Genomic DNA, 25,220 nt, shown 5'->3' on the forward strand with positions numbered 1-25,220 from the left:
ATGACCCGGACCTTCCTCTGGTACATCCCGAACACCGTCGAGCCGGGACACCGCGGCGACGACACCGTGGCCGGGTACGGGACCCTCGACCACAGCGTCGACCTGGCCCGTACCGCCGAGGAGCACGGCTGGGCCGGCGCGCTCATAGGCACCGGCTGGGGACGGCCGGACACGTTCACCGTCGCCACCGCGATCGCCGCGCGGACCAGCACGTTCCGGCCGCTCGCGGCGATCCGGCCGGGCTACTGGCAACCCGCGCACTTCGCCGGCGCGGCGGCCACCCTCGACCACCTCAGCGGCGGGCGCCTGCTGGTCAACATCGTCAGCGGGCGGGACAACCTCGCCGCCTACGGCGACATCGAAGGCGATCAGGCGCAGCGGTACGCCCGGACCAGGGAGTTCATGCGGCTCGTCCGGCGGCTGTGGACCGAGGAGAACGTGACGTACGCCGGGGAGCACTTCCAGGTCACCGGATCGACCGTCGTGCCCCGGCCGTACGCCGGTGGTCCCCGCCTCTATTTCGGTGGCGCCTCCCCCGCCGCCGAGAGGGTCGCGGCGACCGAGGCCGACGTGCAGCTGTTCTGGGGTGAGCCGCTCGACGGCATCGCCGAACGTGTCGACCGGCTCCGCGGCCTGACCCGGGACCTCGACCGCGACCTGCCGCCACTGGAGTTCGGGCTGCGGGTCACCACGCTGATCCGCGACACCCGCGAGGAGGCATGGCGCGACGCCGAGGCCAAGGTCGCCGACATGGCGCGGCGGCACAACGCCGACCTGCTCCGCGGGCCCGCCGTGGGACAGCAGCGGCTCCTCGACCTGGCCGGCCGCGGCGACGTCCTGGACACCTGCCTCTACACGGCCCCGGGACGGCACGGCGGGGGCGGTGCCGGGACGACGTGGCTGGTCGGATCGGCCGACGACGTGGCGGCGGCCCTCCAGAAGTACGCCGACCTGGGCATCAGCCACTTCGTGCTCTCCGACACCCCGTACCGGCGGGAGACCGCCCGGGTCGGCGACGCGCTGATCGGACGCGGCGCTCACTTCGGCCCACCCGCCCCCGGCCCGGCGTCCGTGCCGGGCCTTGGCGCGGGTAGGTCATCATGAAGCGGTGCGCTTGATCCTCAACATCCTGTGGTTCATCTTCGGCAGCGGCTTCCTGCTGGGCATCGGCTACGGCATCGCCGCCCTGCTCTGCTTCGCCCTGGTCGTGACCATCCCGTTCGGTGTCGCCGCGATGCGGCTCGCGGTGTACTCGCTGTGGCCGTTCGGGCGGACCGTCGTCGACCGCCGGGACGCGGGCGTCGCCTCCGGCATCGCCAACATCCTGTGGCTCGTGCTCTTCGGCTGGTGGATCGCCCTGGCCCACGTCACCGCCGGCATCGCCCAGTGCGTCACCATCATCGGCATCCCGTTCGGCATCGCCAACTTCAAGCTCGTGCCCGCCGCGCTGTGGCCGCTCGGCAGGGAGATCGTCGACCTCGACTGACCGGCCCGGTTGCGCTCCCCTGCTTGCATGGAACGCATGGCAGAGAGCGCCTGGCTCACCTTCCACTGCGAGACCGGCAAGCAGGCCCGCGTCGCCACTTTCCGCCACACCGGCGGGGAGTGGCAGCTGGCCGAGGTGTCCGCCGACGCGCTGCCGGAGGGCGGCACGATCCCCGGGCGGATCACGAAGACCGGCCCCTTCGGCATCGCATCCGATTACACCGGCTGCCCCGGCTGCGGGGCGGACAGCTACGTCCGGTGCGGCGAATGCGGCGAGATGTGCTGCTGGCGCACCAGCACCAGCCACCACACCTGCCCCGGGTGCGGCAACCACGGCCAGGTCTCCGGGCGCATCCGGTCGGCCGAGGCGATGGACGTCGCCTGATCCCCGTCCGGGCGGTCGCTATCCTGAACCGGTGACCGCCCGCCCACACCCGACAGTGCGCGGGTTCGCGGTCCTGATCATGCTGGTGGCCCTGCTGGCCGCGTCCGCCCTCTTCTCCGTGCCGGCCGGGCACCACCACCCCGGCGCCGGCACCTCGGCGACGTCCGCCCTCCTCTCCGTGCCGGGCAAGCACCACCACCCCGGCGCCGGCACCTCCGCGACGTGCGTCGACCGGCTGCAGTCCGACGAGGCCGCACACGACCACCGGCACGGCAACGACTGGACGCCACGGCTCAGCCAGCGGGGCCGGGCCGTGATCGTCGCGGCTGTGCCGTACCCTCGCTGTGCGCTCGTTCTTCCCACCCCCACATCAACGGCGCCCGGCGTCGTGCTGAGCAGGCTGGGCGTGCTGCGCGTGTAGGAGCCGGGCTCCTCCCCACGACGTCACCCCCCGCCTGCTTCTCAGGAAGTTGACCCGACGTGCACCCACAACCTCCCCGGCGTACCGCCCACACCTACCGTGACCTGCTCGCCTACGACCGCTGGGGGCGCACCGGCCGGCCCGTCCTGCTGCTGCACGGGCTCGGCTACGACCGCACCATGTGGTGGCCGATGGCCGCCGAACTCGGCGACGACATCACCGCCGTCGCCGTCGACCTGCCCGGCCACGGCCAGTCACCGGCGCGCGGCCGGTGCGATGTCGACGAACTCGCCGAGGACCTCGCCATGCTGATCCACGGCCTCGGCCTGCGGCGCGCGCCGGTACTGATCGCCCACGCCGAAGCCGCCCACGTGGCCGGGCGATTCGCGGCCGGCTACAGCACCCACCGGGTGATCACGGTGGGCTGCGACGGGCCCGGACGCCTCGACGGGGTGCCCTCGCCGTACCGGCAGTTCGCCGTACGCCGCTCTCTTCCCGACGCCTACGCGGACTGGCCGGCCGGCGACCTTCCCCGGTCGAACCACCCGGACGCGGAGGACTTCCCGCACCTGCGGGATCCCGCAGGGTTCGCCGCTCTCCTCAACACGCTGCGCTGAGCGGGGGCCGCCTTTCACGGCTTCCCGCCTTCGCCGCGAGCGCCACCGCCTTCCTTCGCCGCGGCCGCCGTCGGCCTCCTTCACCGCGGCCGCCCATCAGCGTCCCCCACCGGGGCGTCAGCCGTCGACCTCCTTCGCCACGGCCATCAGCCGTCTGCCTCGTTCGCCGCGGCGTCAGCCCTCGACCTCATCTGCCGCGGCATCAGCCGCCGCGGCATCAGCCCTCGACCTCATCCGCCGCCGGCTCAGTCGTCGACGCGGAAGCCGAGCTTGAGGCGGACCTGGAAGTGGGCGACGTCGCCGTCGACGACCTGGCCGCGGATCTCCTTCGCCTCGAACCACTCGATGTTGCGAACCGTCTCGGCTGCCTTCTTCACCGCGGTCCGGATGGCGTCGTCGATGCTCTCCGGGCTGCTGCCGACCACCTCGGTGAGCCGGTACACGTGGTGCGTCACGACGATCTCCTCGCTTCTCCATTGATGTCCGGTTCCGACCCTATGCCAGGATCGGCGCCCCACAACCCCGCAGCGCCCCATCGGCCCGGCGCACCTTTCAAGGTGCCGCGACGGGAATCGCGGCCGCCTCAGCCGTGGCCCCGCCGTGCCGATACTGCTGGTGTGCCCGGTCCGCGCTGGAGAGCATGGCAGGCCGTCATCGGCGTATCCGCCGTGCTGGCGGCCCCGGCCGTCATCCTGCCGGGCACCGCGGCGGCCACCGTCTGCTATCTCGCCGCGCTGGCGGTGATCGCCGCAGGCCTGATCGCGGCCGCGCGATCGCTGCCGGTGGATCAACGCCGGATCTGGATGCCGTGGATCGCCGGGGTGGGCTGCGCGATCACCGGTTCGGCCGTGTGGCAGGTGCGCATGGACGTGGCCCTGGTCTGCTGGCTCGTCTTCTACCTCCCGATCACGGTGGCCGTGGTGCGGATGATCGAGGCGCGTGCGCTGCCTCGCCCGGTACGCCACGCGATCGCCAAGGACGTCGCGGTGGCGACGGTCGCGATGACGGTCTTCGCCTGGTACGTACTGATCCAGCCGACGCTGGCGAAGTCGGCCGGGGGCGGCGGCTGGAGCACCGTCGCCGCCTTCTGCTTCCCGCTCGGCGACGTGGTCATCGTCGGCCTCGCTCTGACCGTGCTGCTCGCTCCCGGGCGGCGCACGGCCTCCGAACATCTGATCGTCACGGGCCTCACCCTCTCCCTCCTGGCCGACCTGGGAAACGCGCTGCTGCCGCCGACGGCCCGGGCGGACATCTGGTACACGCCGACATACCTGCTGGTCAACGGGATGCTGACCGCTGCCGTCCTGCACCGGAGCCGAGCCACGCCGGCCGAGCCGGCGGTCCGCGCCGCGACAGCACCGGGCATGCGTGGCTGGCGGATGGCGCTCCTCGGCACCGCCCTGTGCGCCGTGGGCCTGAGCACGATCGCCCTGCCCAACCGCGGCTGGGACCGGGCGCCCGCCACCGCGGCGATGATCACCATGATCGCCGTCATCCTCTCCCGGCTGCGGCGCGCCGTCACCGACCTGGAGAACGCCGAGCGGATGCTGCGCCACCAGGCCACCCACGACCAGCTCACCGGTCTGGCCAACCGTGCTCGCCTGCTGCACGAGATGCGGGACGCCGTCCGCGCGTCGCCCACCCTCTTCTTCGTCGACCTCGACGGATTCAAGGCTGTCAACGACACCCACGGCCACCACTGCGGCGACATCGTGCTCAAGGTGGTCGCCAAACGCCTCACCGGCATCGTGCGACGCAGCGACACCGTGGCCCGGCTCGGCGGCGACGAGTTCGTGGTCTGCTGCACCGGCCTGACCGGCGCCGACGTCACGGCGCTGACGGCACGGATCGAGGGAGCCCTCGCCGAGCCGATCGACGTCGGCGCCGGCCCGGTCACCATCGGCGCCTCGATCGGCGTTCTGACCCTGCCGCCGGCCGACCCGCTCACCGAGCAGAGCGCCGAGGACCTGATCAGCAACCTGTTGAGCACAGCCGACGCCGCCATGTACGAGGCGAAGCGCGCGGGCGGCGGCACCCGCGTCGTCGACTATGTGTTGACCGCCTGACCAGTATGGTCGGATGACCATGGAAGTCGTCGCATACGACCCGTCATGGCCCGATCTGGCGGCGGCCGCGATAGCCGAGCTGACCCCCGTCCTGCGGGGCACGGTGACCGAGATCGAGCACATCGGCTCCACCGCCGTCCCAGGGCTCGCCGCGAAACCGACGATCGACCTGATGGCGGCCGTCACCGGATTCGCCGCGGTGGAAGCACGCGAGGACGCGCTGGCCGGCCTCGGATATCAGCGGCACACCAACGGGATGACCGACCGGCTGCTCTACGCACGACTCCACCGGGGCCGGCGGACCCACCTGCTGCACGTGGTGACCGTCGAGACATGGCCGACCCGCAACCAGCGCATCCTGCGTGACTATCTGCGGGCACACCCGGACGAGGCCGAACGCTACGCCACCCTGAAGCGCGGCCTGGCCGCGGCGGGCACCCACCCCGGCGACTACGCACGGGCGAAGACCGCGCTCGTCCAGGAACTGACCGATCGGGCGCGGGCCGAGCGTGGCCTGCCACCGGTGCCCGTCTGGGAGAAGGGAGGCCGCTGAGCTGCGTATGCACACGGTTTATACATGGTGTGTATAGTAGCGCGCATGTCAGTCTCCTTCGCGCTGCTGGGCCTGTTGGAAAACGGGCCACGCCACGGCTATGACCTCAAGCGCACCTACGACGACACGTTCGGGCGTGACCGGTCCCTGCACTACGGCCAGGTCTACTCGACCATGGCCCGCCTGTTGAAGAACGGTCTGGTCGAGGTCGAGTCGGAGCCGGGCGACGGCCCCGACCGCAAGCGCTACGCGATCACCCACGCCGGGATCACCGACGTGGCGGAGTGGATCGGCCGCCCGGAGAAGCCGGAGCCGTATCTGCAGAGCACCCTCTACACCAAGGTCGTGCTGGCCCTGCTGACCGGGCGCGACGCCAACGAGGTCCTCGACGCCCAGCGCGCCGAGCACCTGCGGCTGATGCGGGAGCTGACCCGCCGTAAGAACGACGGCGACCTCGCCGATGAGCTGATCTGCGACCACGCCCTGTTCCACCTCGAGGCCGACCTGCGCTGGCTGGAGCTCACCGCCGCCCGCCTGGACCGCCTGGCCGCCCGCGTCCGCCCGTGAATCCCCAGGGAGACCCCCCGATGACCGATCAACCGCTGCTGGTCGCCGACAGTCTGCGACTCAATTTCGGCGAGACCAAGGCGCTCGACGACGCCTCGCTGCACATCTGGCCCGGCGAGATCGTCGCGCTGATGGGGCCGTCCGGGTCCGGCAAGTCGACCCTGCTGCACTGCCTGGCCGGCATCCTGCAGCCCGAGTCGGGGCGCGTTTCGTATGACGGCCGCGACCTGACGGCGATGTCCGACAGTGAGCGCAGCGCCCTGCGCCGCGGCGAGTTCGGGTTCGTGTTCCAGTTCGGGCAGCTCGTCCCGGAGCTGACCTGTGTGGAAAATGTGGCGCTGCCACTGCGGCTCTCCGGCGCCGGCCGCCGCGAGGCCCACCGCACCGCCACCGACTGGCTGGAGCGCCTGGAGGTCGGCGACGTGGGCGCAAAACGGCCCGGCCAGGTGTCCGGCGGCCAGGGCCAGCGGGTCGCCGTCGCGCGGGCGCTGGTCAGCCGCCCCCGCGTGGTGTTCGCCGACGAGCCGACCGGCGCGCTCGACTCGCTCAACGGCGAGCTGGTGATGAAACTGTTCATCGCCGCCGCCCGCGACACCGGGGCCGCGGTCGTGCTGGTCACCCACGAGGCGCGGGTCGCGGCCTACTCCGACCGTGAGGCCGTCGTCCGTGACGGCCGGGTGCGTGAGCAGGAGTATGCACGGTGACCGGCCGTTCTCTGCGCCGGTGGATCTTCGAGCTCGGGCTCGGCGCCCGGATGAGCGTGGCGGGCGGCCGGGCCGGCTGGGCCCGGCTCGCACTGATCGCCGCAGGCACCGGTGTCGGTGTCGCCCTGCTGCTGTGCCTGGCCATCCTGCCGTCGGCGCTGGAGGCCAGCGGCGCCCGCGAGACCGCCCGTACCGAGGCGATCGACAGCGAGCGTGAGATCGCCCGTGGCGACGGCACGATGCTGATCGGCATCGCCACGACCACCTTCGGCGACGACTCGATCCACGGCCGGATGCTGCAGCCCGAGGGCTCCCGGCCGCCGGTTCCGCCCGGTGTCGCCACCCTGCCGAAACCGGGCGAGATGCTGGTCTCCCCTGCCCTGCAGCGGCTGATCGAGCGCAATCCGGTGCTGGCTCAGCGGTGGGATGCCCGGATCGTCGGCACGATCGGCGACGAGGGTCTGACCGGCCCCGCCGACCTAGCCTTCTATCTGGGCACCGACACCCTGGACGAGGAGACCGGCTTCCGGATCGACGCCTTCGGCCACCGGTCTGAGGACGCCGGCGTCGACCCGTTCATGGTGCTGCTCACCGCTGTCGGCATGGTCGTGCTGCTCACCCCGGTCGTGGTGTTCATGGCGAGCGCGGTCCGGTTCGGCGGCGAGGCCCGCGATCGACGGCTCGCGGCGTTGCGGCTGGTCGGTTCGGACGCCGCGATGACCCGGCGGATCGCGGCCGGTGAGACGCTCGCCGGCGCGGTGCTCGGCCTCCTGGTCGGCGCGGTCCTCGCCGTCGGCGCGGTGCTGCTGGCCCATCGGTACGGGACCGGCGCTCTGAGCTTCTTCCTCGCCGACATGCGCCCGGTCCCGGTGCTGGTCGCGCTCATCGCGGTCGGTGTCCCGGCGGTCGCGATCCTGGTGACCCTGTCGGCGATGCGGCGGGTCGTCGTCGAGCCGCTCGGCGTGGTCCGGCTCAGCCACACCGTCCGGCGGCGCCTCTGGTGGCGGCTGATCATGCCCGTGGGCGGGATCCTGCTGCTCTGGCCGCTGACCGGTGGTCTCGGCGACTCGCCGGGGTCCGGCACGATCGAGTTCCAGGCGGCCACGGGGGTCGCCCTGCTGCTGATCGGCCTGGCCCTGCTGCTGCCGTGGCTGGTCGACGCGGTCGTGCACCGGCTCGGTGGCGGCGGTGTCGCGTGGGAGCTGGCCGTCCGCCGGTTGCAGCTCGACAGCGGCACGGCCGTGCGCGCGGTGTCCGGCATCGCCGTCTCGGTCGCCGGTGTGATCGCGATCCAGGGGCTGGTGAGCGGCATCGAGACACAGATCAGCTCGCCCGGCGCGTCCTCGTCGGCCCAGTCCTGGCACCAGATCCTGCCGAAGACGGAGCTGCCCGTCACCACCTGGACCGGCGCGCTGCGGGAGACCCCCGGCATCCAGAACGTCGAGACGGTGCGCCTGGCACGGGCCACCCGGGAGGGCGTGGAGACGATCGTCCGCATCGGAGGCTGCAAGGCGCTCGTGACCTACGCTGTGCTGCCCGCCTGCACCGACGGCGACGCCTTCACCGTCAACGTCGCGAGCACCGGAGTCTTCGACATCGCCGGCGGCGGCCAGTGGACGGCGCCCGCCTCCACCCGCGACGTGACAGCCATCGATCAACTGGTCGACTACGGCCCGATGCTCCTGATCACCCCCGCGGCGGCGGCCGACAAATTCCCGCCCGGCGAGACGCGATACACGGTCACCCTCGACAGGAGCAGGCCGGACGCTCTCGAGCAGCTGCGCAACGCAGCGGCCCGCCTGGACCCTCAGGCCCTGGTGATCGACCCCGACAACACCGCCGTCGCCGACGTGCTGCGAACCATGCGGCAGAGCCTGCTGATCGGCACGATCGCGATGCTCGCGCTGATCGGCGCCAGCCTGGTGATCAACATGGCCGAGCAGATGCGCGAACGACGCCGCGTGATGGCAGTGCTGGTCGCCTTCGGCACGAGGCGGCGCACCCTGTCCGGTTCGGTCCTGCTGCAGGCGGCTGTGCCGGTCCTGCTCGGCATGACGCTGGCGATCGGTTTCGGCAGCGGCTTGGCGGCGCTGCTGATGGCGGCGGTGGAGGCCCCGATCACGGTCGACTGGTTCGGCATCGGCACCACATCCGGGATGGCCGCCTTGGTGGTCCTCGGGACGACGGCCGCAGCCCTGCCGACACTGCTGCGCCTGACCCGACCAGGCAACCTACGCAGCGAGTAGGCCTCCGGCAGACCACGCCGTCCAGCCGCGACAAGCAGGCTGATCCAGCAAGCGGCGCGCCGCACGGCCCCGCTGACCCCGACAAGCGGGCCCTCCCGGCAAACGGCGCGGGAGCCGATCTGGTGATGCCGCCGGCAGTGCGGCGTGCGAACCTGCGGCACTACACGTCGAGTATCCCGGATACGCCCGTCTCCTCCCGGCCCGGAAGGGCTGGGAGGAGATCGCCGACCACGTTCTCGACCGGGCGTTGCGGCAGGCGCGGGTCAGGCGGGAACCGGCGCCGGCCGGCGGGTGGCCAGGAAACGGGCGTTCCAGCCGATCAGCGCCGCGAAGGTGAGCACGGTCAGGGCGGTCGAGACGCCGACCATCACCTCGATCGGCAGGACGCAGACGAGCGCCACCCGGATCAGGGCCTCGGTGAGCAGGCCGCCGCCCCAGACCAGGGAGGCGAGACGGTGCCCGCGGCGTACGGCCGGCTCGGTGGCGTACGCCTCGGCCAGTTCGCCGGCCTTGCCGGGCATGAAGCTCTGCTGCGCCGCCAGGGTCAGCGGCCGTCCGCCGTACCGGGCGCTGACCAGGAAGGCCAGGCCGACCGCGCCGGCCATCGCGGAGTGCTTGATGATCAGGAACCGCGGGTCGCCGGTCAGCACCGTGAAGAGCAGCCCGACCCCGAAGACGGCCGCCATGACCATCGAGAAGGGACTGATCGTACGGCTGCGCACCGCCACCCAGGCCATCCGCAGCGCCGCGCCGACGGTGCCGGCCAGCAGCGCCGTGGTGTCCGGCGCCCCGGCGGCGTGCAGCCCGTAGTAGGTGACGAGCGGCAGTCCCAGATCCCAGGCCAGTCCACGGATCATCTCGCGCATCCCGTCGTGCTGCATCACGGTCCCCCTCGGTGGTGGCCCCCGGTTCCGGCGGCGATGCAGTAAATGCTGCCGCTCGGGGCGCCTTCGCCGGGACGACCGAGCCGTGGAGGGTGGTTGTCCGTCAAACGGTGGACAGCGAGACGTCCGTGACGACCCTGTTGCGGCCCTGTTCCTTGGCGGCGTAAAGGGCCCGGTCGGCGCGCCGCAGCAGGTCCTCGACGTCGGCGCCGGCGGCGAGTTCGGCCACGCCCGCGCTGAACGTGACGCGCAGCGGGCCGCGGGCGGTGGCGACGGTGGCGCCGGCGCTGCGGTCGCGCCACTGTTCGGCCAGGTCTGCGGCGGTGCGGGCGCCGGCACCGGGCAGAATGATCGCGAACTCCTCGCCGCCGTAGCGGGCGACCGTGCCGGTGTCGCCGACCGCCGTGCCGAGTTCCTGGGCCAGGCGGATCAGCACCTGGTCGCCGACGGCGTGGCCGTACGTGTCGTTGATGCTCTTGAAGTGGTCGACGTCGAGCATCACCACCGCGAGCGGGCCCTCGCCGGCCTGTTCCCGCAGCGTCGTGGTCAGGTGGCGGCGGTTGTACACGCCGGTGAGGCCGTCGCGGACCGCCTGGTCGGTCAGTTCGGCGCGCAACCGTTCCAGCTCGGTGACGTCGCGAACCACCACGACCGCGCCCGGGGTGCTGCCGTCGGCGTTGCGCATCCGGACCACCCGTACGTCGTACGTCGTGCCGCCGTCGGTCAGGGTCTGCTGCGCGTTCCCACCGCCGAACGCCGCGGTGAGCTGCGGCCCGACCACCTCGAACCACCTCCGGCCGACCACGGCGCCGTCCGGCACGTGACCGAGCGAGGCGAGCATCGCGGCGGCGGCCGGGTTGACGTCCAGGACCCGCCCGTCCGGGTCGAGCACCATCACCGCGTCGCTGAGGGCGGCGATGACCTGCTCGTACGCGACCGGGGTGCGCCGTGCCGGTGTGCCGAACCGTTCCGCCCACAGCCATACCGTCGCGGTGACCAGGAACAGGGCGGGGGTGAGGTCCACCTGGCGGTCGGTGAGGCCGGTGAAGATGCTCAGCCCGTTGCCGGCCAGGGGGGCGAGCGCACCGGCCAGGAAGAGGACGAACACCTGCCGGTGCCCGCGGACCGCCCGGCGCATGGCGGCGACCGCACGGACGAAACCGGCCGCGATCACCGTGTAGCAGTACGCCGTGTGCAGCCAGTAGAGCGGGCCGAACTGCACCGTCACGCCGCCGTCCGGATGGGCGTCGACGGCGCTGAAGAACAGGTGGTGCCACGGGTCGCTGACCACGGCGGCCATCAGCAGCGCCGGGTGCACGAGCAGCAGGCCGCGGCGGGTGATCGGGCGGCCGGTGAAGACGGCCGTGTGCCAGAGGAAGCCGGCGACGAGCATGGCGACGCCGGGGAACATGGCGTACGTGGCGGCGAGTCCCGTGGACGGCGAGCCGGCGGCGGCGGCGACCGCCTCGGCCAGCGACCACTCGGCGGCGCCCGCGGTGATCAGCGCCAGCGACGACGCGAGCGGGCCGCGCTGCCGTCGCCGCCAGGACAGCACGGCACACGTCGCCGCCACGAGAGCCGCGGCGACGTACAGCGTGACCAGTGCGGCTCGCATCCCACTCTCCTTCGCTCCGGAGAGGGGCATCGGCCGGTGGCCGGGGCATCTGAGTCACTGAGGCGCCGGTCACCGGCCAGAGGCTTTGGGCCTGATAGCCCCGCTATATGCCGGGTAAGCGACGCCGGCAACGACGCGGATCTCGGGGGCGGCACAGATGCGGACCACCTCTACCGCGGCAGGACGACGCCCTGGTAAAGGCGGTCCAGCACCCGGTGCAGGGGACGGTCGTAGGCGCGCAGGGCGTTCCGGCCCCCGATGTGGTTGCGGACGCCGTCACCGCCGATCGGGCCGCGGCCCGCGACGTCGAAGTAGATCTGCAGGCCGTGGGCGAAGTAGTCGTCGATGTCGCCCCCGCCACGGGTGTTGAGCCACCGCCCGAGTCGTTGCGCGGCCCGGCGGGCCCCGGCCAGCTCCTCGCTGACGGCGGGGGCGATGTGCCGCAGCGCCATCCGGTGCAGGGTGTGGCCGAACCCGTCGACGAAACCGCTCTCCGTGGACACGATCAGCGGAAACGTGTCGGTGGCGCCGCGCGGCGGGCCGCCGGGGAGTCCGGCCGCCTCGGGGACGGCGGTGACCGGCTCGCCGTCGGGGACGACGACCACGCGGACGTCCCGCCGGTCGAGTTCGGCGATCGGTGTCCGCGGGTGGGTGCGCAGCAGGCTGCCGAGCCGGTCGCGCACCCGTTCCAGCACGGCGTCGCCGGCGTGGTGCGGGGCGAGCACCGGCAGGCCCCAGGCGTCGGCGTGCCGGCCGTACCACCGGGTGTCCAGGCCGTAACGGTCGACGAGACGGGCCGGAACCGGCCCGGCGACAGGCCTCACCGCGGACCCCCTCGCCGGTCTACCCTGTTAGCGTGAACAATGCGCGGGCGGTGGCCGAGCGAGGCCGCGAGCTGTATGGCGGCCGGTCCCGCGAGGAGCGGGAGGCCGAGCGGCGTGAGCGTATCGTCGCGGCCGCCGTGCACCTGTTCGCCACCCGCGACTACGACGAGGTGACGGTCGCCGACGTGTGCGCCGAGGCGAAGGTGTCGAAACGCTACTTCTACGACCATTTCCTCGACCGCGCCGACCTGCTCTTCCGGGTGCACACCGAGCAGAACACCTGGCTGCTCGACGCCCTCGTGGCGGCCGGCCCGCCGTCGGGGACGGTCGAGGAGCTGGTGACGCCGGTGATGCACACGCTGACCCGGCTGCTGCGCGATCATCCGGACCGGGCCCGGGTCATCTACATCAACGCACCGCGGATGGAGCTGCGCCGCCGTGGCCTGCTGCGCGAGGAGGCGGTGCTGCTCGGCGACCTGATCCTGCGTTCCGGCGGCGCCCCGCCCGACCGGCGGCTGTTCGAGCGGGCGGTGCTGGCGCTGGTGGCCGGCGCGACCGAGCTGATCATCGAGTGGGTGGTCGAGGGCTTCACCGAGCCGGCCGAGGAGCTGGCCGGCCACCTCAGCGCGATCGCCGTCGCGACGCTGACCGGCGCCCTGGGCTGAGGCCGCCGTCGTCATTGCACGCGGCGCAGGCGGTTCAGGACGGTCTGGGCGACCACCACGACGGCCAGGAACGATCCGCTGATCACCTGCTGCCAGTTGCTGTTCAGATCACCCACCTGGTTGATCATGTTCTGGATGACGCCGAGCAGCAGCACCCCGGCGACGGTGCCGGCGATGCTTCCGGCTCCGCCGGTCAGCAGGGTCCCGCCGATCACCACGGCGGCGATGGCGTCCAGCTCCATGCCCGCGCCGAGCACTGTCACCCCGGACCCCAGTTTGGCGGCGTTGACGGCCCCGGCCAGGCCGGCGAGCAATCCGGAGAGGACATAAACCAACACTTTGGTACGGCGTACCGAAACACCCATGAGAGCTGAGGCATCCTCACTCCCGCCGATCGCGTACACCGACTGCCCGAACCCGGTCCGGGCGAGCACCAGCATCCCGATCAGCACCAGGCCCACGGCGAGCCACACCTGATACCCGACACCGAGCAGCGAGCCGGTCCCGAGCCGTCCGAAGGTGTCGCTCTCCACGAGGTAGGTGGTGGACCCCTCGTCACTGAGCGCACGCATGAGCCCCCGGGCGCCGAGCAGCGCCGCGAGCGTGACGATGAACGGCGCCATCCGCGTCCGGGCGATGAGCACCCCGTTGAGCAGCCCGATCCCGCCGCAGACGACGAGCGGCACGAGCACCGCGGCGACCGCTCCGTGGCGGGACGCCCACGCCGCGAGCACCCCGCCGAGCACGTAGAGCGACCCCACCGACAGGTCGATGCCGCCGGTGAGGATCACGAAGGTCATGCCGAGCGCGATCAGCATCGGCGGCGCGGCCGCGACCAGGATGGTGCCGGTGTTGTCGAGGCTGCGGAAGTCCGGGAACACCGCGAGGGCGACCGCCACCACCGCCACCAGCACGGCGAGCGCCCCTTGACGCTGCACGACCCCGACGATCCGGTCGGTGCGGTCGCCGCCCCGCGGTCCGGCGCCGGTCGCGGGCGGGGTGAGCAGGGCCGGGGTCATCGGGTCTTCCTCTCCCGGGCCACGTAGACGGCGACGAGGATGATGACGGCCTGCGCCATCTCGGCCGTCGACGGGCCCAGATCGTGCTTGATCATGGTGGCGGTCACGAGTTGCATGAGCAGCGCGCCGGCCACGGTGCCGAGGATCCGGACCCGGCCGCCGGTGAGCGGGGTGCCGCCGACGACGACGGCGGTGATCGCGGACAGTTCGATGAGCAGGCCGACCGCGGAGGCGTCGCTGGACTGGATCCGGGCCACCGACAGCAGCCCGGCGATCGAGGCGAGCACGGCGCAGGCCACGTACACGGTGATCAGCACCCGGGCGACCGGCACGCCGGCCAGCTCGGTGGCCCGCCGGTTGCCGCCGACGGCGAGCAGGCGGCGGCCGAAGACGGTACGGCGCAGCACGAACGCGACCACACCGGCCAGCACCGCGGTGATCCACACCAGCACCGGCACGCCGAGCAGGTCACCCGAGCCGAGGTTGATCAGGCCGGGGTTGCGGATCTCCTTGAGCTGCCCGTCGGAGATCACCACGGCCAGCCCTCGGCCGCCGACGAAGACGGCCAGCGTGGCCACGATCGGCTGCAGGCCGACCCGGGCCACCAGCACCCCGTTGACCAGGCCGACCACGACTCCGGCGAGCAGCGACACGACGATCGCCGCGGCCACGCCGTAGCCGAGGTAGAGCGGGATGAGGGCGGCGGCGAGCGCCATCACCGAGCCGACCGACAGGTCGATGCCCTCGGTGCCGATGACCAGCGCCATGCCGAGCGCGACGATCACGATCGGCGCGACCTGCACGAGCTGGATGCGCAGGTTGCTCCACTCCAGGAAGTACGGGGTGAAGGCCACGTTGTACAGGATCAGCAGGGCGATGGCGAGGTAGACGCCGTAGTCGGGCAGCCACGACCGGACGGCGGGCCGCGTGGCGAGGGCGAGTGGAGTCATGCGGGGTCCTCGGAGGGTGCTGCCGCGGCGGCGATGCCGGCCATCAGGTCTTCGGTGGTCACCCGGTCGCCGGTGAGGTGGCCGACCACGGCGCCGTCGCGGAGGACGACGACCCGGTCGGCGCCCTCGACCAGTTCCTCGGCGTCGGAGGAGACCAGCACGACGCCGAGCCCCTCGCCGGCCAGTTCGTCGATCAGGCTCTGCACCTCGGCCTTGGCGCCGACGTCGATGCCGCGGGTGGGCTCGTCGAGCAGCAGGATCTTCGGGTCGGTGGCGAGCAGCCGGGCCAGCAGGACCTTCTGCTGGTTGCCGCCGGACAGATCGCCGACGAGCTGGCCGGGGCTGGACGCCTTGATCCGCAGCCGGGTCATGTAGCGCTGCACGATCGCGTCGATCCTCGCTTCCGAGACGATGCCGAGGCGTGACATCCGGGGCAGCACGGCGAGGGCGATGTTGTCGCGGACCGACAGCCCGGCCACGATGCCCTCGGCTTTACGGTCCTCCGGCTGCACGGCGATCCCGGCGGCGACCGCCCGTACCGTGGAAGGCCGTCCCAGATCTTCGCCGTCGACCCGGATCGTGCCGCCGTCGATCGGGTAGGCGCCGCCGATCGCCTTGATCGTCTCGCTGCGCCCGGCGCCGAGCAGCCCGCCCAGCCCGACGACCTCGCCGGGCCGCACGTCGAAGCTGACGTCGTGCAGCCGGTTGCGGCTGGTCAGGCCGGTGACCGCGAGGATCGGCGGGGCGGTGTCGTCGGCGTCGTGGTCGCCGGCGAAGGCGGTGAAGCCCTGCCGCCGGGCCGGCGACATCTCGCGGCCGAGCATCATCGACACGAGCTCGATGCGTTCCAGGCCGGCGAGCTCTCCGGTGTGGACGAGCCGGCCGTCGCGCAGGATGGTGACCGCGTCGCAGATCTCGTAGAGCTCGTCCATCCGGTGCGAGACGTAGACGATGCCGATGCCGCGGGCGTGCAGGCGGCGGATCACGCCGAACAGGGTCTGCACCTCGCGCGGCTCCAGCGAGGAGGTGGGCTCGTCCATGATGACGACCTGCGCGTCGATCATGACGGCCCGGGCCAGGGCGACCATCTGCTGCGCACCGAGCGGCAGGGCGCCGAGCCGGCGGCGTACGTCGGTGGTCACGCCGTAGTCGGCGAGGATGTCGCGGGCCTCGCGCTCCATCCGGCCGCGGTCGACGAGCCCGAGGCGGTTGCGGGGCTCGCGGCCGAGGAAGAGGTTCTGCGCCACGCTCATCAGCGGGACGAGGTTGACCTCCTGGTAGATCGTGGAGATCCCGGCGCGCTGGGCGTCCATCGGCGCGGCGAACGACACCGGCTCGCCGCGGTACCGCAGCTCGCCGGAGTCCGGCCGGTACACCCCGGTGAGCACTTTGATCAGGGTGGACTTGCCGGCGCCGTTCTCCCCGACGAGGGCGTGCACCTCGCCGGGCCGCAGGGTGAAGGACACGTCGTCGAGCGCACGGACCCCGGGGAAACTCTTGGACACGCCGGCGACTTCGAGCAGCGTCACGCGTACCTCTCAAGGGGTGGGGAAAGGGCGCCCGGCCGCGAAGCCGGACGCCCTCGCGGTCAGTAGGCGCTGCCGACGTCGGTCTTGGCGTTGGTGGTGTCGTACGCGCGGTCGGCGATGATGATGTCCTGGCCGACCGGCTGGCCCGCGAAGAACTTGGTGGCCGTGTCGAAGGCGAGCGGCCCGAAGCGCGGGTTGGACTCGATGACCGCGGAGATCCAGCCGTTCACGATGCCCTCGACCGCGCCCTGGGTGCCGTCGATCGACACGATCTTGACGTCGCCGGCCTTCTTGCCCGCGCCCTTGAGCGCCGTGACCGCGCCGAGCGCCATCTCGTCGTTCTCGCCGTAGATGCCGTTGATGCCAGGGTTGGACTGCAGCAGCTGCTCGGCGACCTTCTGGCCCTCCTCGCGGGAGAAGTTGCCGGTCTGCTCGAAGGTGACCTTGATGTCCGGCGCGACCTTGGCGATCTGTTCCTTGAAGCCGCTGGTGCGCAGCGTGGTGACGTTGTTGCCGGGCGCGCCGAGCAGGATCGCCACCTCGCCCTTGTTACCGAGCGCCTTGGCCATCTCGTCGGCCGCGCGCTTGCCCTGCTCGGCGAAGTCGGAGCCGATGAAGGTGAGGTAGTCCTTGCACGGCGTGGCGTTGATCTTGCGGTCGATGGTGATGATCGGGACCTTCTTGGCCGACGCCTTGGCGAAGACCGAGTCCCAGCCGTCGGAGTTGAGCGGCGCGATCACCAGCAGCTGCACGCCCGAGTCGATCATCTGCTCGACGTCGCTGATCTGCTTGTTGAACTGTGAGTTCGCGTTCGCTGTTGTGAGGTTGGCGATGCCCAGCTTGGCGGCCTCGTCCTGGATGGACTTGGTCTCGGCGATCCGGAACGGGTTGGCCTCCTTCTCCGACTGGGAGAAGCCGACCTTGGCCGTCTTGAGATCGATCTTCGTGCCGCCGTACTGGTCGAGGGTGCAGGTGGCGGCCCCGGGCGCGGCCGACTGGACCACCTGCGACGCGGCCGGAGCGGGGCCGGCGGCGCTGCTCGCCGGGGTCTCCTCGGACTTGGCGCAGGCGCCCGCGCCGGCCAGCACCACGGCGGTGCCGAGCACGACGGCCACGGGCCGCCACCTGTTCGACCGAACACTCATCGCGTGAACTCCTTGCCAGAGAAAAGCGGCTGCCCGCCGCAGTGATGTCCAGGGGTGACCGCCGAGTGACTCGCGGTGGAACACATTCACACACCATCGAACTTTTCTGTCAAGGACTTGCGCGGAAAACTAACTGAAACGAACATGTTCCAGATGACAGCCTGGCGCATCCCGCTCCACCCGGCAACCAGGCGGCCGTAAGACATCGACATATTTTGTTGAACCTTGTTGACAGTCACCTTAGCGGTCACGAGACTCTGCCGGTGAGAGCGCTCTCTTCCCCAGTCACGTGCGAGCAAGAAAGGACGAGACATGATCCGTCCCGCACTGTTCGGCGCCGCTCTCCTCCTGGCCGCGACCCTGAGCCCCGCCCCCGGCTTCGCCGCGCCACCGGCACCGCAACCCCCGGCCATCTCCCCCGGCATGCTCGACGCCATGCAGCGCGACCTCGGCCTGGACCCCGGCGAGATCGCCCAGCGGCTGACCGTCGAGGCCGCCGCGCCGGTCGTCGAGAAACGACTGCGCGCCAAGCTCGGCACACGCTTCGCCGGCGCGTGGATCCCGGACGGCGCGACCCGCCTGACCGTCGCCGTCACCAGCCCGGCCGACGCCGCGGCCGTCCGCGCCGAAGGAGCCGTCCCCACCGTCGTCGCGCGCGGCGAGAGCGACCTCGCCGCCACCCGGGCCAAGCTCGACAAACGTGGCGACGCCGCCCCCGACGCCGTGCACGGCTGGTATGTCGACCCCGCGTCCAACAGCGTCGTGGTCACCGCCGCCACCGGCGCCGAGGCACAGGCCCGCCGGTTCGCCGCCGACAGCGGCGCGAGCGCCGTCACCGTCCGGACCGTCACCACGGCCCGCCCACGACCCATGTACGACATCCGCGGCGGCGACCAGTACGTGATCAACGGCAACACGCTGTGCTCGGTCGGGTTCGCGGTGGCCGGCGGTTTCGTCACGGCCGGACACTGCGGCGGGACCGGCAGCCCCACGCTCGGCTTCAACAACGTGGCCCAGGGGACGTTCGCCGGCTCGTCCTTCCCCGGCAACGACTACGCGTGGGTGCGGACCAACGGCAACTGGGCCTCCCAGCCGTGGGTCAACAACTACTCCGGCGGCAACGTGATCGTCGCCGGCTCGCAGGAGGCCGCGATCGGCAGCTCGATCTGCCGCTCCGGGCGGACCACCGGCTGGCGCTGCGGCACCCTGCTCGGCAAGAACGAGACGATCAACTACGCGCAGGGCGCCGTCTCCGGCCTCAGCCGCAGCAACGCCTGCGCGCAGCCCGGCGACTCCGGCGGCTCGTGGATCTCCGGCAACCAGGCACAGGGCGTCACCTCCGGCGGCAACGGCGACTGCACCAGCGGCGGCACCATGTGGTTCCAGCCGGTCAACGAGATCCTCTCGGTGTACGGCCTGTCCCTGACCACCTCGGGCGGGGGCGGCGGCAGCGCGGTCGTCAGCAACTGGAACAACAAGTGCCTCGACGTGCCCAACGGCGACTTCTCCGACGGCGTGCTGGTGCAGATGTGGAACTGCAACGGCTCGGCCGCCCAGCGGTGGGAGGCCGTCGGCGGGGCGCTGCGCACCGGCAACAACAAGTGCCTGGACGTGCCGTGGGGATCCACCGCCAGCGGCGTGATCCTGCAGATCGTCACGTGCAGCGGCAACCCGGCCCAGCAGTGGGTGCTCAGCGCCGCCGGTGACCTGGTGAACCCGCAGGCGAACAAGTGCATCGACATCAAGGACTGGAACGACGCCGAGGGCGCCCGGGTGCAGTTGTGGGACTGCGCCGGGACCCTGAACCAGAAGTGGCGCCGCGGCTGATCCCAGCTGCTCAGGTATCCCCCCGGGCTGCCGACCTTCTGCACGATGAAGCGGACCGGGTGGTGGGCGTACATCGTGTTCGCCGTGGGAGTGCTCACGGCGTACACGATCGCTCTGGTGACCGCCACCCCCGTCGCCGTCACCGGCGTCCTGTCGCTGACGGCGATGGTCGGCGGCATCACCGCCATGCTGCACGGCATCCGCCGGTACGGGTCGGCGTCCTGGTGGCCGTGGCTGCTGATCGCGGCACAGCTGCTGGTCACCGCCACGCCGCTGCTGCCGCCCAGTGTGCTCGCCGGCGCGCCGCACCCGGGCGCCGCCGACGCGCTGCTGCTGGCCAGCACCGCGGTCGGCGCGCTCAGCCTGCTGCTGGTCCTGCGGCGGCGCACCCCCGGATGGGATCTGCCGGGGGTCGTGGACGCCGCGATCCTGACGGTCGCCGCCGGGCTCGTCTCCTGGGTGTACGTGATCGCTCCCGCGGTCGGTGGCGCCGTCGACCTGACCGCGCGGACGGTCGTCGCCGCGTACCCTCTCTCCGATCTGCTCCTCGCCACGCTCGGCGCGCGGCTGCTGCTGGACGCCGGGCCCAAACCGGTCGCCGTCCGCTGCATGACCGGGTACCTGGCGCTGATCATCGTCCCGGACACGATCAGCAGCATCGCCGCGTTCTCCGGCGACCACCGGTGGATGCCGGTGGCCTACTTCCTGTGGACCGCCTCCACGCTGCTGCTCGGCCTGACCGGCATGCACCCGTCACTGCGTGACGTGGACGCCCGGGCGGCGACCACCACCCCCGACCTGAGCGCCACCCGCCTGGTCGCGCTCGCACTGGCCTCCCTGGTCGCGCCGGCCACCCTGCTGATCCAGTACCTGCGGGGCGCGCCGCTGCACGTTCCCGTGGTGGTGGCCTGCTGCAGCCTGCTGTTCCTGCTGGTCATCGCCCGCCTGGCGGGGCTCGTGGTGACCCAGCGGCGAATGGCGGCGACCGACGAGCTGACCGGCCTGCGGACCCGTCGCCACTTCCGGGCGGCGCTGAACAGCCCGGCACGGCAGCGATCGGCCACCGCGGTGCTGCTGCTCGACATCGACCACTTCAAGAGCGTCAACGACACGTACGGCCACGACGGCGGCGACCGGGTGCTGCGCGAGGTGGCCCACCGGCTCTCCGTCGCGGTCGGCAGCGAGGGTGTGCTCGCCCGTTACGGCGGGGAGGAGTTCGCGGTCCTGCTGCCGAACGCCTCCCCCGAGCAGGCCCGCGCCGTCGCCGACCGGATCCACACCGCCGTACGGGACACGCCCGTCCTGGTCGGGCCGGACACGGCCATCACCGTCACCGCCTCGGTCGGCGTCGCCTGCTGCCCGGCCGACGGCACCGAGCCACGCCAGCTCACGATCCTCGCCGACCAGCGCCTCTACCAGGCGAAAGCGGCCGGACGCGACCGGGTCGCCGACTACTCCACGCCGGTCGTGGCGGTGGCCGCCTGATGCTGCGCGGCCAGCTCCACGTAGACCGCGGCGTTCGCGGCGATGGCGGCATGCTCGTCGGCGGTCGTCTCCCGGCGCACCTTGCCCGGCGCGCCGAGCACCAGTGACCCGGCCGGGATCGTCGCCCCCTCCGGGATCAGCGCGCCCGCCGCGATGATCGACCGGGTGCCGACGTGCGCGCCGTTCATCACGATCGCGCCCATGCCGATCAGCACCTCGTCCTCCACGGTGCAGCCGTGCAGCACCGCACGGTGGCCGACGCTGACGTTGGCGCCGACGCTCACCGGATGCCCCGGGTCGGCGTGCACGACCACCCCGTCCTGCAGGTTCGTGCCCGCGCCGACGGTGACCGCGTCCAGATCGGCGCGGATCACCGTGTGATACCAGACGCTGCTGTCCGCCCCGAGCGTGACCCGCCCGGCGACGACAGCGCCCGGCGCGATCCAGGCGGTGGGCGCGGCATGCGGGACGTGCCCGCCGATCTCGATCACAGCGGGGAGCCTAGCCTGCCGTTCACCGTCCCGCCCGCGTGGACCGAGCTGCGGACCTCGGCTGCGAGATGAGGACGCACGACGTTGCCGCAAGTATCCCGGTCCGCCGTCCGGGATCGCCGGAGGAAGCCCGACCGGCAATTCCGTGCTGACAGAACGCCGCAATCCCCAGCAACTCGGACGAGGTTGGAACCAAAGTGCAACAGCGTGGCCGGATGCAGCTCACGGGTTCGTGGGCCAGCTGATCACATGTTCTTCGAGGGCTCCGAAGACTTCTCGCTCCCGGGCGAAGACCGCCTCGTTCTGATCGTGGAACCCGCCGGTCGCCAACCGCATGCCCGGCATCCACATCGGATCGACGAACAATCGGACACCGCCGCGAACTTCGAGCTCGGCGTAACGGACCACAGCCTGACCGACGTCCGGCAGGTGATGCGTCCAGTAACGCACCCGCGTCAACGGCGCCGGGCCACCGTCGAAGAGGAAGAGAGAGCCCAGTGATGCGACAGCGAATTCGTCGTCCTCGTCCAACTGTGGCGGCACAGTGATGCGATCGGTCCTCGCGAGAACAAGCACACCCTGGTCCGCGTCCAGTCGCAAGAACCCTTGGTTCAGCTCGAGGTAAAGAACGCTGCTCCACGGCACGAACTGCGGATGCCCGCCGCCACGCTCCAGCCACCCAGGGACGATGACGTCGTGCACCTGCTCGCCGGACAACGCGTGCAACGCCCCGAACAGAGCCGCCATTGCCTGCCTTGGATAGTCGCGGGACGTTTCTCCGCGATCCTATGAAAGCGGTCAAGAGGGATTCAGCCGTGCCGTCAGCACATACCGCGGGCGCGACCGTCGGCTCCCGACGAGCGGATCGGGGCTAATTGGGTGTCCATGAAGCGACCATCAAGTCTGGAGTGATCTACGCCAAGTCGTCGGGGAACCCGCCATCGATGATCCCCGCATCGTTGTAGACAGCGAAGCGCCACGACCCCTCCGGGTTGTAGAGCACCAGCGTGCGAGCGGTCGCCTTCCAAGCAGACCGTTTACGGTCGGGCGTGCGCTTCATGGCGCCAGAGCCATCCATACGGCCCGTCTGTCGCCATGGATGCGGGCACGGCTCCGAGTCCGAGCCGCCGAGCGTTGCGCCTGACCTGGGAGCCCGGCACGATCGGCGGCAGGAGAGTGAGTCGGCCAGAGGGCAGCGCTACGGCGTGAAGCGGTTGTGTCAGATACTGGGCGTGGCCCGGTCGAGCTACTACTACTGGACGGGCGCTCTCAAATCCGCGATCGACTGCGTTCTTGTACAGGTCAAGGCTGTATCTCTTCGTCCTCGGCCAAGGTCAAGTCCTCCGGAGCGACGGTGAGCTGCCCCTCTCCGTCAGGATGCTCCACGGTGTATTCCAGTGGTGGGCCGATTATCTTGCCCAACGGATGCTTGTGGCTGATGACAGTCGTTACGGCGCCTGCGAAGTCGCCGGCAACCAGTCGCACCCGGATGCCCGGCGTGTAGCCGGTCGAGCCGGCCAGCGGGGGTACGGCGCGATCTCGCCAATGCGGTCCGGGAGCGCGCGTTCTCACCAGAAGGCCCTCCTCCCTGTAGTCGTCCACATCCCGCAGGACTGCGTATCCGAGGGATTGCAGAATCTCCTCCAGAGCACTGCTCATGGCAGCTCGGACGACGAACAAATGCCGGAGGGCCGGATGCCACTCAGTGCCCCCGGCACCGTCGCGACGCCAGGCCCCGACCCGCCGCGCACGCAATGCTGCCTCGGCCAACGGACTGTTGATCCACCAAGACACCCACACGCCACCCTGGCCCGGCTCGAAGTCATCGGCCAGCTCGACCAAAACGCCGCTGACCTCATCACCGCGCTGGTCCTCGTGGCCAGGGTGGATCGGCAGACCGGCGGCCGCAAGCTCGGCACGCACCTCGTCAGCAAAGGCAGACAGCTCGGCTCGGTGACTTTCAGGCATGGGCGGAGGCAACAACGGCATCCCTCCATGATCCGTCCTACGTTCGCCGTTCCTGACTATCGCCGGCCTGGTGAGAATCAGGTTCGCTTGACCAACATCGCCACCCGAGGCGCTGACCACCCCGCCGATCTGGTCAGGGCGGCGAGCGGATCACGGCATGACAGTGCGTTGCGGGCCGAAGGGGATTTGAACCCCTGGTGGGGCATGGCACGCCAGCGGCCCCACGCGCTTTCAGGTCGCCGTGCGTACCCGGCTGTCGGCTTGTCGGCGCTGCAATAACCCGGCTCTGCCACCGGCCCGCCGCAGTATCGCGGCGACGGTGCCCACCCCGCACCCGAATAACCTCGGCGCCGGAGCGCTATCGGCGGCATGACAGTGCGTTCAACTTACCTGCCGCACGTGGCGTAGAACATCTATTCCCTCAGGATCAACGGACCACAATGAGGTGCGTAGATCGGACAACGGCAGTACGGCCGATGCCTCTTCTTGCAGCGCGATGACGGTCTGTGCGGAGATGAACCAGTCACATTGACCTCGGCACTCCCAGAGCATGATCATCGCGCCGTTTCGCTCCCACCGATGGACGGTATGACCCGGCCAACCTGTCGTATATCGGCGCTGTAGCGCGTTGAGCGTGACATCGTCGAGTTCGGCGCCTGCGCCTGCAACAACGGGCCTTGCGAGAAGCAGGACTCGTCCCATCGCCGTGTCGCCGCGAACTCAGCCGCGTCACGGCAGTACCGCGTGGTGCCGCGCGTCCAGCCACCAGCGTTTTTGATATCACCACCGACAAGGATCTCAGGGTTCTCACCCCCGAGAGGAACACCCCAGGCGCAGACGCCCTGGTTCTCGACGGAGAGGACCAGAACGGGACCTGCCCAACCGGGGAACCTTCGATCGACCGACTCCGGCAGGTCAATCATCACCGTCTCGGGAAATACGACCTGATCGGTGTACGGAACAGCGATCTCCCGTGCAACCTCGGCAGTGATCACGGACCGGACACCATCCGGTACGGCCGACAGGTTCATGCGCGATGTCTAACATACGGCCGGGCCGCCAGGTCGCGACGCCACGAACCTCCCGCGCGAACGCGGCGGTATGAGCGACCAGGTATAACTACCTGCCGAACGGCCCTGCGATCTGACGGGGAAACGGAAGTCATCGCTGGAGTTCCGGACGCCGGCCGCCCTGCCCCGGAATCCGGCGCGTACGACCTTGGCTCACTCGAAGCCTCGGAAGACGCCGTCACCGTCCGTGTTGTCGACAAATTCTTCCCAATCCATATTCGAGATGGTCAGATTGTTCTGAACAGACCACATTTCGGATGGCACGACGCGAAATGTGGTGCCGTACTGCGGTCCCTTGCCCTGGTCCGTCAGGCCTTCGACATAGTCGTAGAGGTTGACTACCAGGATCGGCATGTCGGGGTGAGTCAGGGCCTTCGCGTCGACGAGGAAGGCAACGCCATGGTCCGAGTCTGCGGGCACCAGTTCCAGGAGCTGCGACAGTGTGATCCCTTCGTACGCACGATCATCGACGAATTCAACGAAGGCAGTGAAGCCCTCCTCTGTCTGTGGCTCAACGATCGCGGCTTGGATCTCCACCCATTCCTGCAGATGGGCGAAGTCGGTCCGGACGACCAGAGAGACATCGGAACGCTGGTGCCACACGCGCTTGTCCACGAGCGCGAGGGTAGGCCAGACCGTGGGCCTGGCCGCGCGTACTCGGCTGCGCCTCGCCCCACCGCGGAAACGCCCGACGGACCCGGATC

Annotated in this window: 27 protein-coding genes and 1 tRNA gene; 13 read left to right on the plus strand and 15 right to left on the minus strand. The window is 70.9% G+C overall.

Annotation, left to right across the window (positions count from 1 at the left end; all coding sequences use genetic code 11):
• Genes BM290_RS17955 through BM290_RS17975 form a run of 5 tightly spaced genes read left to right on the plus strand, consistent with a single transcriptional unit; the run spans position 1 to position 2,908 of the window.
• Entirely contained in the window at positions 1-1,104 is a 1,104-nt protein-coding gene (locus BM290_RS17955) for an LLM class flavin-dependent oxidoreductase (RefSeq protein ID WP_093615402.1), read from the plus strand.
• A 4-nt stretch (positions 1,105-1,108) separates the two neighbouring features.
• Entirely contained in the window at positions 1,109-1,486 is a 378-nt protein-coding gene (locus tag BM290_RS17960; RefSeq protein ID WP_239143463.1) for a YccF domain-containing protein, read from the plus strand.
• 27 nt (positions 1,487-1,513) lie between these two features.
• Positions 1,514-1,870 (plus strand): hypothetical protein, encoded by a 357-nt coding sequence (locus tag BM290_RS17965; protein ID WP_143133812.1) that lies wholly within the window; start codon positions 1,514-1,516, stop codon positions 1,868-1,870.
• A gap of 31 nt (positions 1,871-1,901) precedes the next feature.
• Entirely contained in the window at positions 1,902-2,291 is a 390-nt protein-coding gene (locus tag BM290_RS17970; protein WP_143133813.1) for a hypothetical protein, read from the plus strand.
• 59 nt (positions 2,292-2,350) lie between these two features.
• The gene (locus tag BM290_RS17975; protein WP_093615408.1) at positions 2,351-2,908 is read left to right on the plus strand and encodes an alpha/beta fold hydrolase; all 558 of its coding nucleotides are present in this window, start codon (positions 2,351-2,353) and stop codon (positions 2,906-2,908) included.
• Positions 2,909-3,153: 245 nt separating this feature from the next.
• Here the strand turns inward: BM290_RS17975 and BM290_RS17980 are convergent, their stop codons facing one another.
• Complete coding sequence (locus BM290_RS17980; RefSeq protein ID WP_093615410.1) at positions 3,154-3,363, minus strand: dodecin; 210 nt, start codon at positions 3,361-3,363, stop codon at positions 3,154-3,156.
• A 162-nt stretch (positions 3,364-3,525) separates the two neighbouring features.
• Between BM290_RS17980 and BM290_RS17985 the strand changes: the two genes are divergently transcribed.
• From BM290_RS17985 to BM290_RS18005, 5 genes are read left to right on the plus strand one after another with little or no spacing between them, the layout of a single operon-like run.
• Complete coding sequence (locus tag BM290_RS17985; RefSeq protein WP_177319767.1) at positions 3,526-4,974, plus strand: GGDEF domain-containing protein; 1,449 nt, start codon at positions 3,526-3,528, stop codon at positions 4,972-4,974.
• Between the two features lie 13 nt (positions 4,975-4,987).
• Positions 4,988-5,527, plus strand: a complete 540-nt coding sequence (locus tag BM290_RS17990; protein ID WP_093615414.1) for a GrpB family protein — start codon at positions 4,988-4,990, stop codon at positions 5,525-5,527.
• 45 nt (positions 5,528-5,572) lie between these two features.
• Positions 5,573-6,094 (plus strand): PadR family transcriptional regulator, encoded by a 522-nt coding sequence (locus tag BM290_RS17995; RefSeq protein WP_093615416.1) that lies wholly within the window; start codon positions 5,573-5,575, stop codon positions 6,092-6,094.
• A gap of 20 nt (positions 6,095-6,114) precedes the next feature.
• Positions 6,115-6,798 carry an ABC transporter ATP-binding protein gene (locus BM290_RS18000; protein WP_093615418.1) on the plus strand — a complete coding sequence of 228 codons (684 nt, stop codon included), beginning with the start codon at positions 6,115-6,117 and terminating at the stop codon, positions 6,796-6,798.
• The gene (locus tag BM290_RS18005) at positions 6,795-9,044 is read left to right on the plus strand and encodes an ABC transporter permease (RefSeq protein ID WP_093615420.1); all 2,250 of its coding nucleotides are present in this window, start codon (positions 6,795-6,797) and stop codon (positions 9,042-9,044) included. The genes BM290_RS18000 and BM290_RS18005 overlap by 4 nt, the downstream gene beginning before the upstream one ends.
• Positions 9,045-9,307: 263 nt before the next feature.
• On the opposite strand, the gene BM290_RS18015 is transcribed toward BM290_RS18005, so the two are convergent.
• From BM290_RS18015 to BM290_RS18025, 3 genes are all read right to left on the minus strand, one after another.
• Positions 9,308-9,925, minus strand: a complete 618-nt coding sequence (locus BM290_RS18015; protein ID WP_093615422.1) for a VC0807 family protein — start codon at positions 9,923-9,925, stop codon at positions 9,308-9,310.
• A 106-nt stretch (positions 9,926-10,031) separates the two neighbouring features.
• Entirely contained in the window at positions 10,032-11,543 is a 1,512-nt protein-coding gene (locus tag BM290_RS18020) for a histidine kinase N-terminal 7TM domain-containing diguanylate cyclase (protein WP_177319768.1), read from the minus strand.
• A gap of 170 nt (positions 11,544-11,713) precedes the next feature.
• Positions 11,714-12,367: a hypothetical protein gene (locus tag BM290_RS18025; protein ID WP_093615426.1), complete on the minus strand. Its 654-nt coding sequence runs from the start codon at positions 12,365-12,367 to the stop codon at positions 11,714-11,716.
• Positions 12,368-12,399: 32 nt separating this feature from the next.
• On the opposite strand from BM290_RS18025, the gene BM290_RS18030 reads away from it, so the two are divergent.
• The gene (locus tag BM290_RS18030; RefSeq protein WP_239143464.1) at positions 12,400-13,032 is read left to right on the plus strand and encodes a TetR/AcrR family transcriptional regulator; all 633 of its coding nucleotides are present in this window, start codon (positions 12,400-12,402) and stop codon (positions 13,030-13,032) included.
• 11 nt (positions 13,033-13,043) lie between these two features.
• Here BM290_RS18030 and BM290_RS18035 read toward each other — a convergent pair whose 3' ends face one another.
• From BM290_RS18035 to BM290_RS48365, 5 genes are all read right to left on the minus strand, one after another.
• Complete coding sequence (locus BM290_RS18035) at positions 13,044-14,051, minus strand: ABC transporter permease (protein WP_093615430.1); 1,008 nt, start codon at positions 14,049-14,051, stop codon at positions 13,044-13,046.
• On the minus strand, positions 14,048-15,001 hold the full coding sequence (locus BM290_RS18040) for an ABC transporter permease (RefSeq protein WP_093615432.1): 954 nt from the start codon (positions 14,999-15,001) through the stop codon (positions 14,048-14,050). The genes BM290_RS18035 and BM290_RS18040 overlap by 4 nt, the downstream gene beginning before the upstream one ends.
• Complete coding sequence (locus BM290_RS18045) at positions 14,998-16,530, minus strand: sugar ABC transporter ATP-binding protein (protein ID WP_093615434.1); 1,533 nt, start codon at positions 16,528-16,530, stop codon at positions 14,998-15,000. The genes BM290_RS18040 and BM290_RS18045 overlap by 4 nt, the downstream gene beginning before the upstream one ends.
• Positions 16,531-16,589: 59 nt before the next feature.
• Positions 16,590-17,675, minus strand: a complete 1,086-nt coding sequence (locus BM290_RS18050) for an ABC transporter substrate-binding protein (protein WP_093615436.1) — start codon at positions 17,673-17,675, stop codon at positions 16,590-16,592.
• A gap of 86 nt (positions 17,676-17,761) precedes the next feature.
• On the minus strand, positions 17,762-17,926 hold the full coding sequence (locus BM290_RS48365; RefSeq protein WP_177319769.1) for a hypothetical protein: 165 nt from the start codon (positions 17,924-17,926) through the stop codon (positions 17,762-17,764).
• 61 nt (positions 17,927-17,987) lie between these two features.
• On the opposite strand from BM290_RS48365, the gene BM290_RS18055 reads away from it, so the two are divergent.
• The gene (locus BM290_RS18055) at positions 17,988-19,502 is read left to right on the plus strand and encodes a ricin-type beta-trefoil lectin domain protein (RefSeq protein WP_093615438.1); all 1,515 of its coding nucleotides are present in this window, start codon (positions 17,988-17,990) and stop codon (positions 19,500-19,502) included.
• Positions 19,503-19,547: 45 nt separating this feature from the next.
• Positions 19,548-20,987, plus strand: coding sequence for a GGDEF domain-containing protein (locus tag BM290_RS18060; protein ID WP_093615440.1), 1,440 nt, complete (start codon positions 19,548-19,550; stop codon positions 20,985-20,987).
• Here the strand turns inward: BM290_RS18060 and BM290_RS18065 are convergent.
• The 6 genes from BM290_RS18065 to BM290_RS18080 form a co-directional block, all read right to left on the minus strand.
• On the minus strand, positions 20,954-21,478 hold the full coding sequence (locus tag BM290_RS18065) for a gamma carbonic anhydrase family protein (protein WP_093615442.1): 525 nt from the start codon (positions 21,476-21,478) through the stop codon (positions 20,954-20,956). The genes BM290_RS18060 and BM290_RS18065 overlap by 34 nt on opposite strands.
• A gap of 222 nt (positions 21,479-21,700) precedes the next feature.
• Positions 21,701-22,225: a hypothetical protein gene (locus BM290_RS18070; RefSeq protein ID WP_093615444.1), complete on the minus strand. Its 525-nt coding sequence runs from the start codon at positions 22,223-22,225 to the stop codon at positions 21,701-21,703.
• A 555-nt stretch (positions 22,226-22,780) separates the two neighbouring features.
• Positions 22,781-23,446: a hypothetical protein gene (locus tag BM290_RS18075; protein WP_093615446.1), complete on the minus strand. Its 666-nt coding sequence runs from the start codon at positions 23,444-23,446 to the stop codon at positions 22,781-22,783.
• A gap of 171 nt (positions 23,447-23,617) precedes the next feature.
• A tRNA-OTHER gene (locus BM290_RS48370) sits at positions 23,618-23,745 on the minus strand.
• Between the two features lie 255 nt (positions 23,746-24,000).
• The gene (locus BM290_RS47350) at positions 24,001-24,441 is read right to left on the minus strand and encodes a hypothetical protein (protein ID WP_143133814.1); all 441 of its coding nucleotides are present in this window, start codon (positions 24,439-24,441) and stop codon (positions 24,001-24,003) included.
• 228 nt (positions 24,442-24,669) lie between these two features.
• Positions 24,670-25,131: a DUF6924 domain-containing protein gene (locus BM290_RS18080; RefSeq protein ID WP_093615448.1), complete on the minus strand. Its 462-nt coding sequence runs from the start codon at positions 25,129-25,131 to the stop codon at positions 24,670-24,672.
• Between the last annotated feature and the right edge of the window lie 89 nt (positions 25,132-25,220).

The sequence above is a fragment of the Actinoplanes philippinensis genome (assembly GCF_900113015.1).
GTDB lineage: Bacteria > Actinomycetota > Actinomycetes > Mycobacteriales > Micromonosporaceae > Actinoplanes > Actinoplanes philippinensis.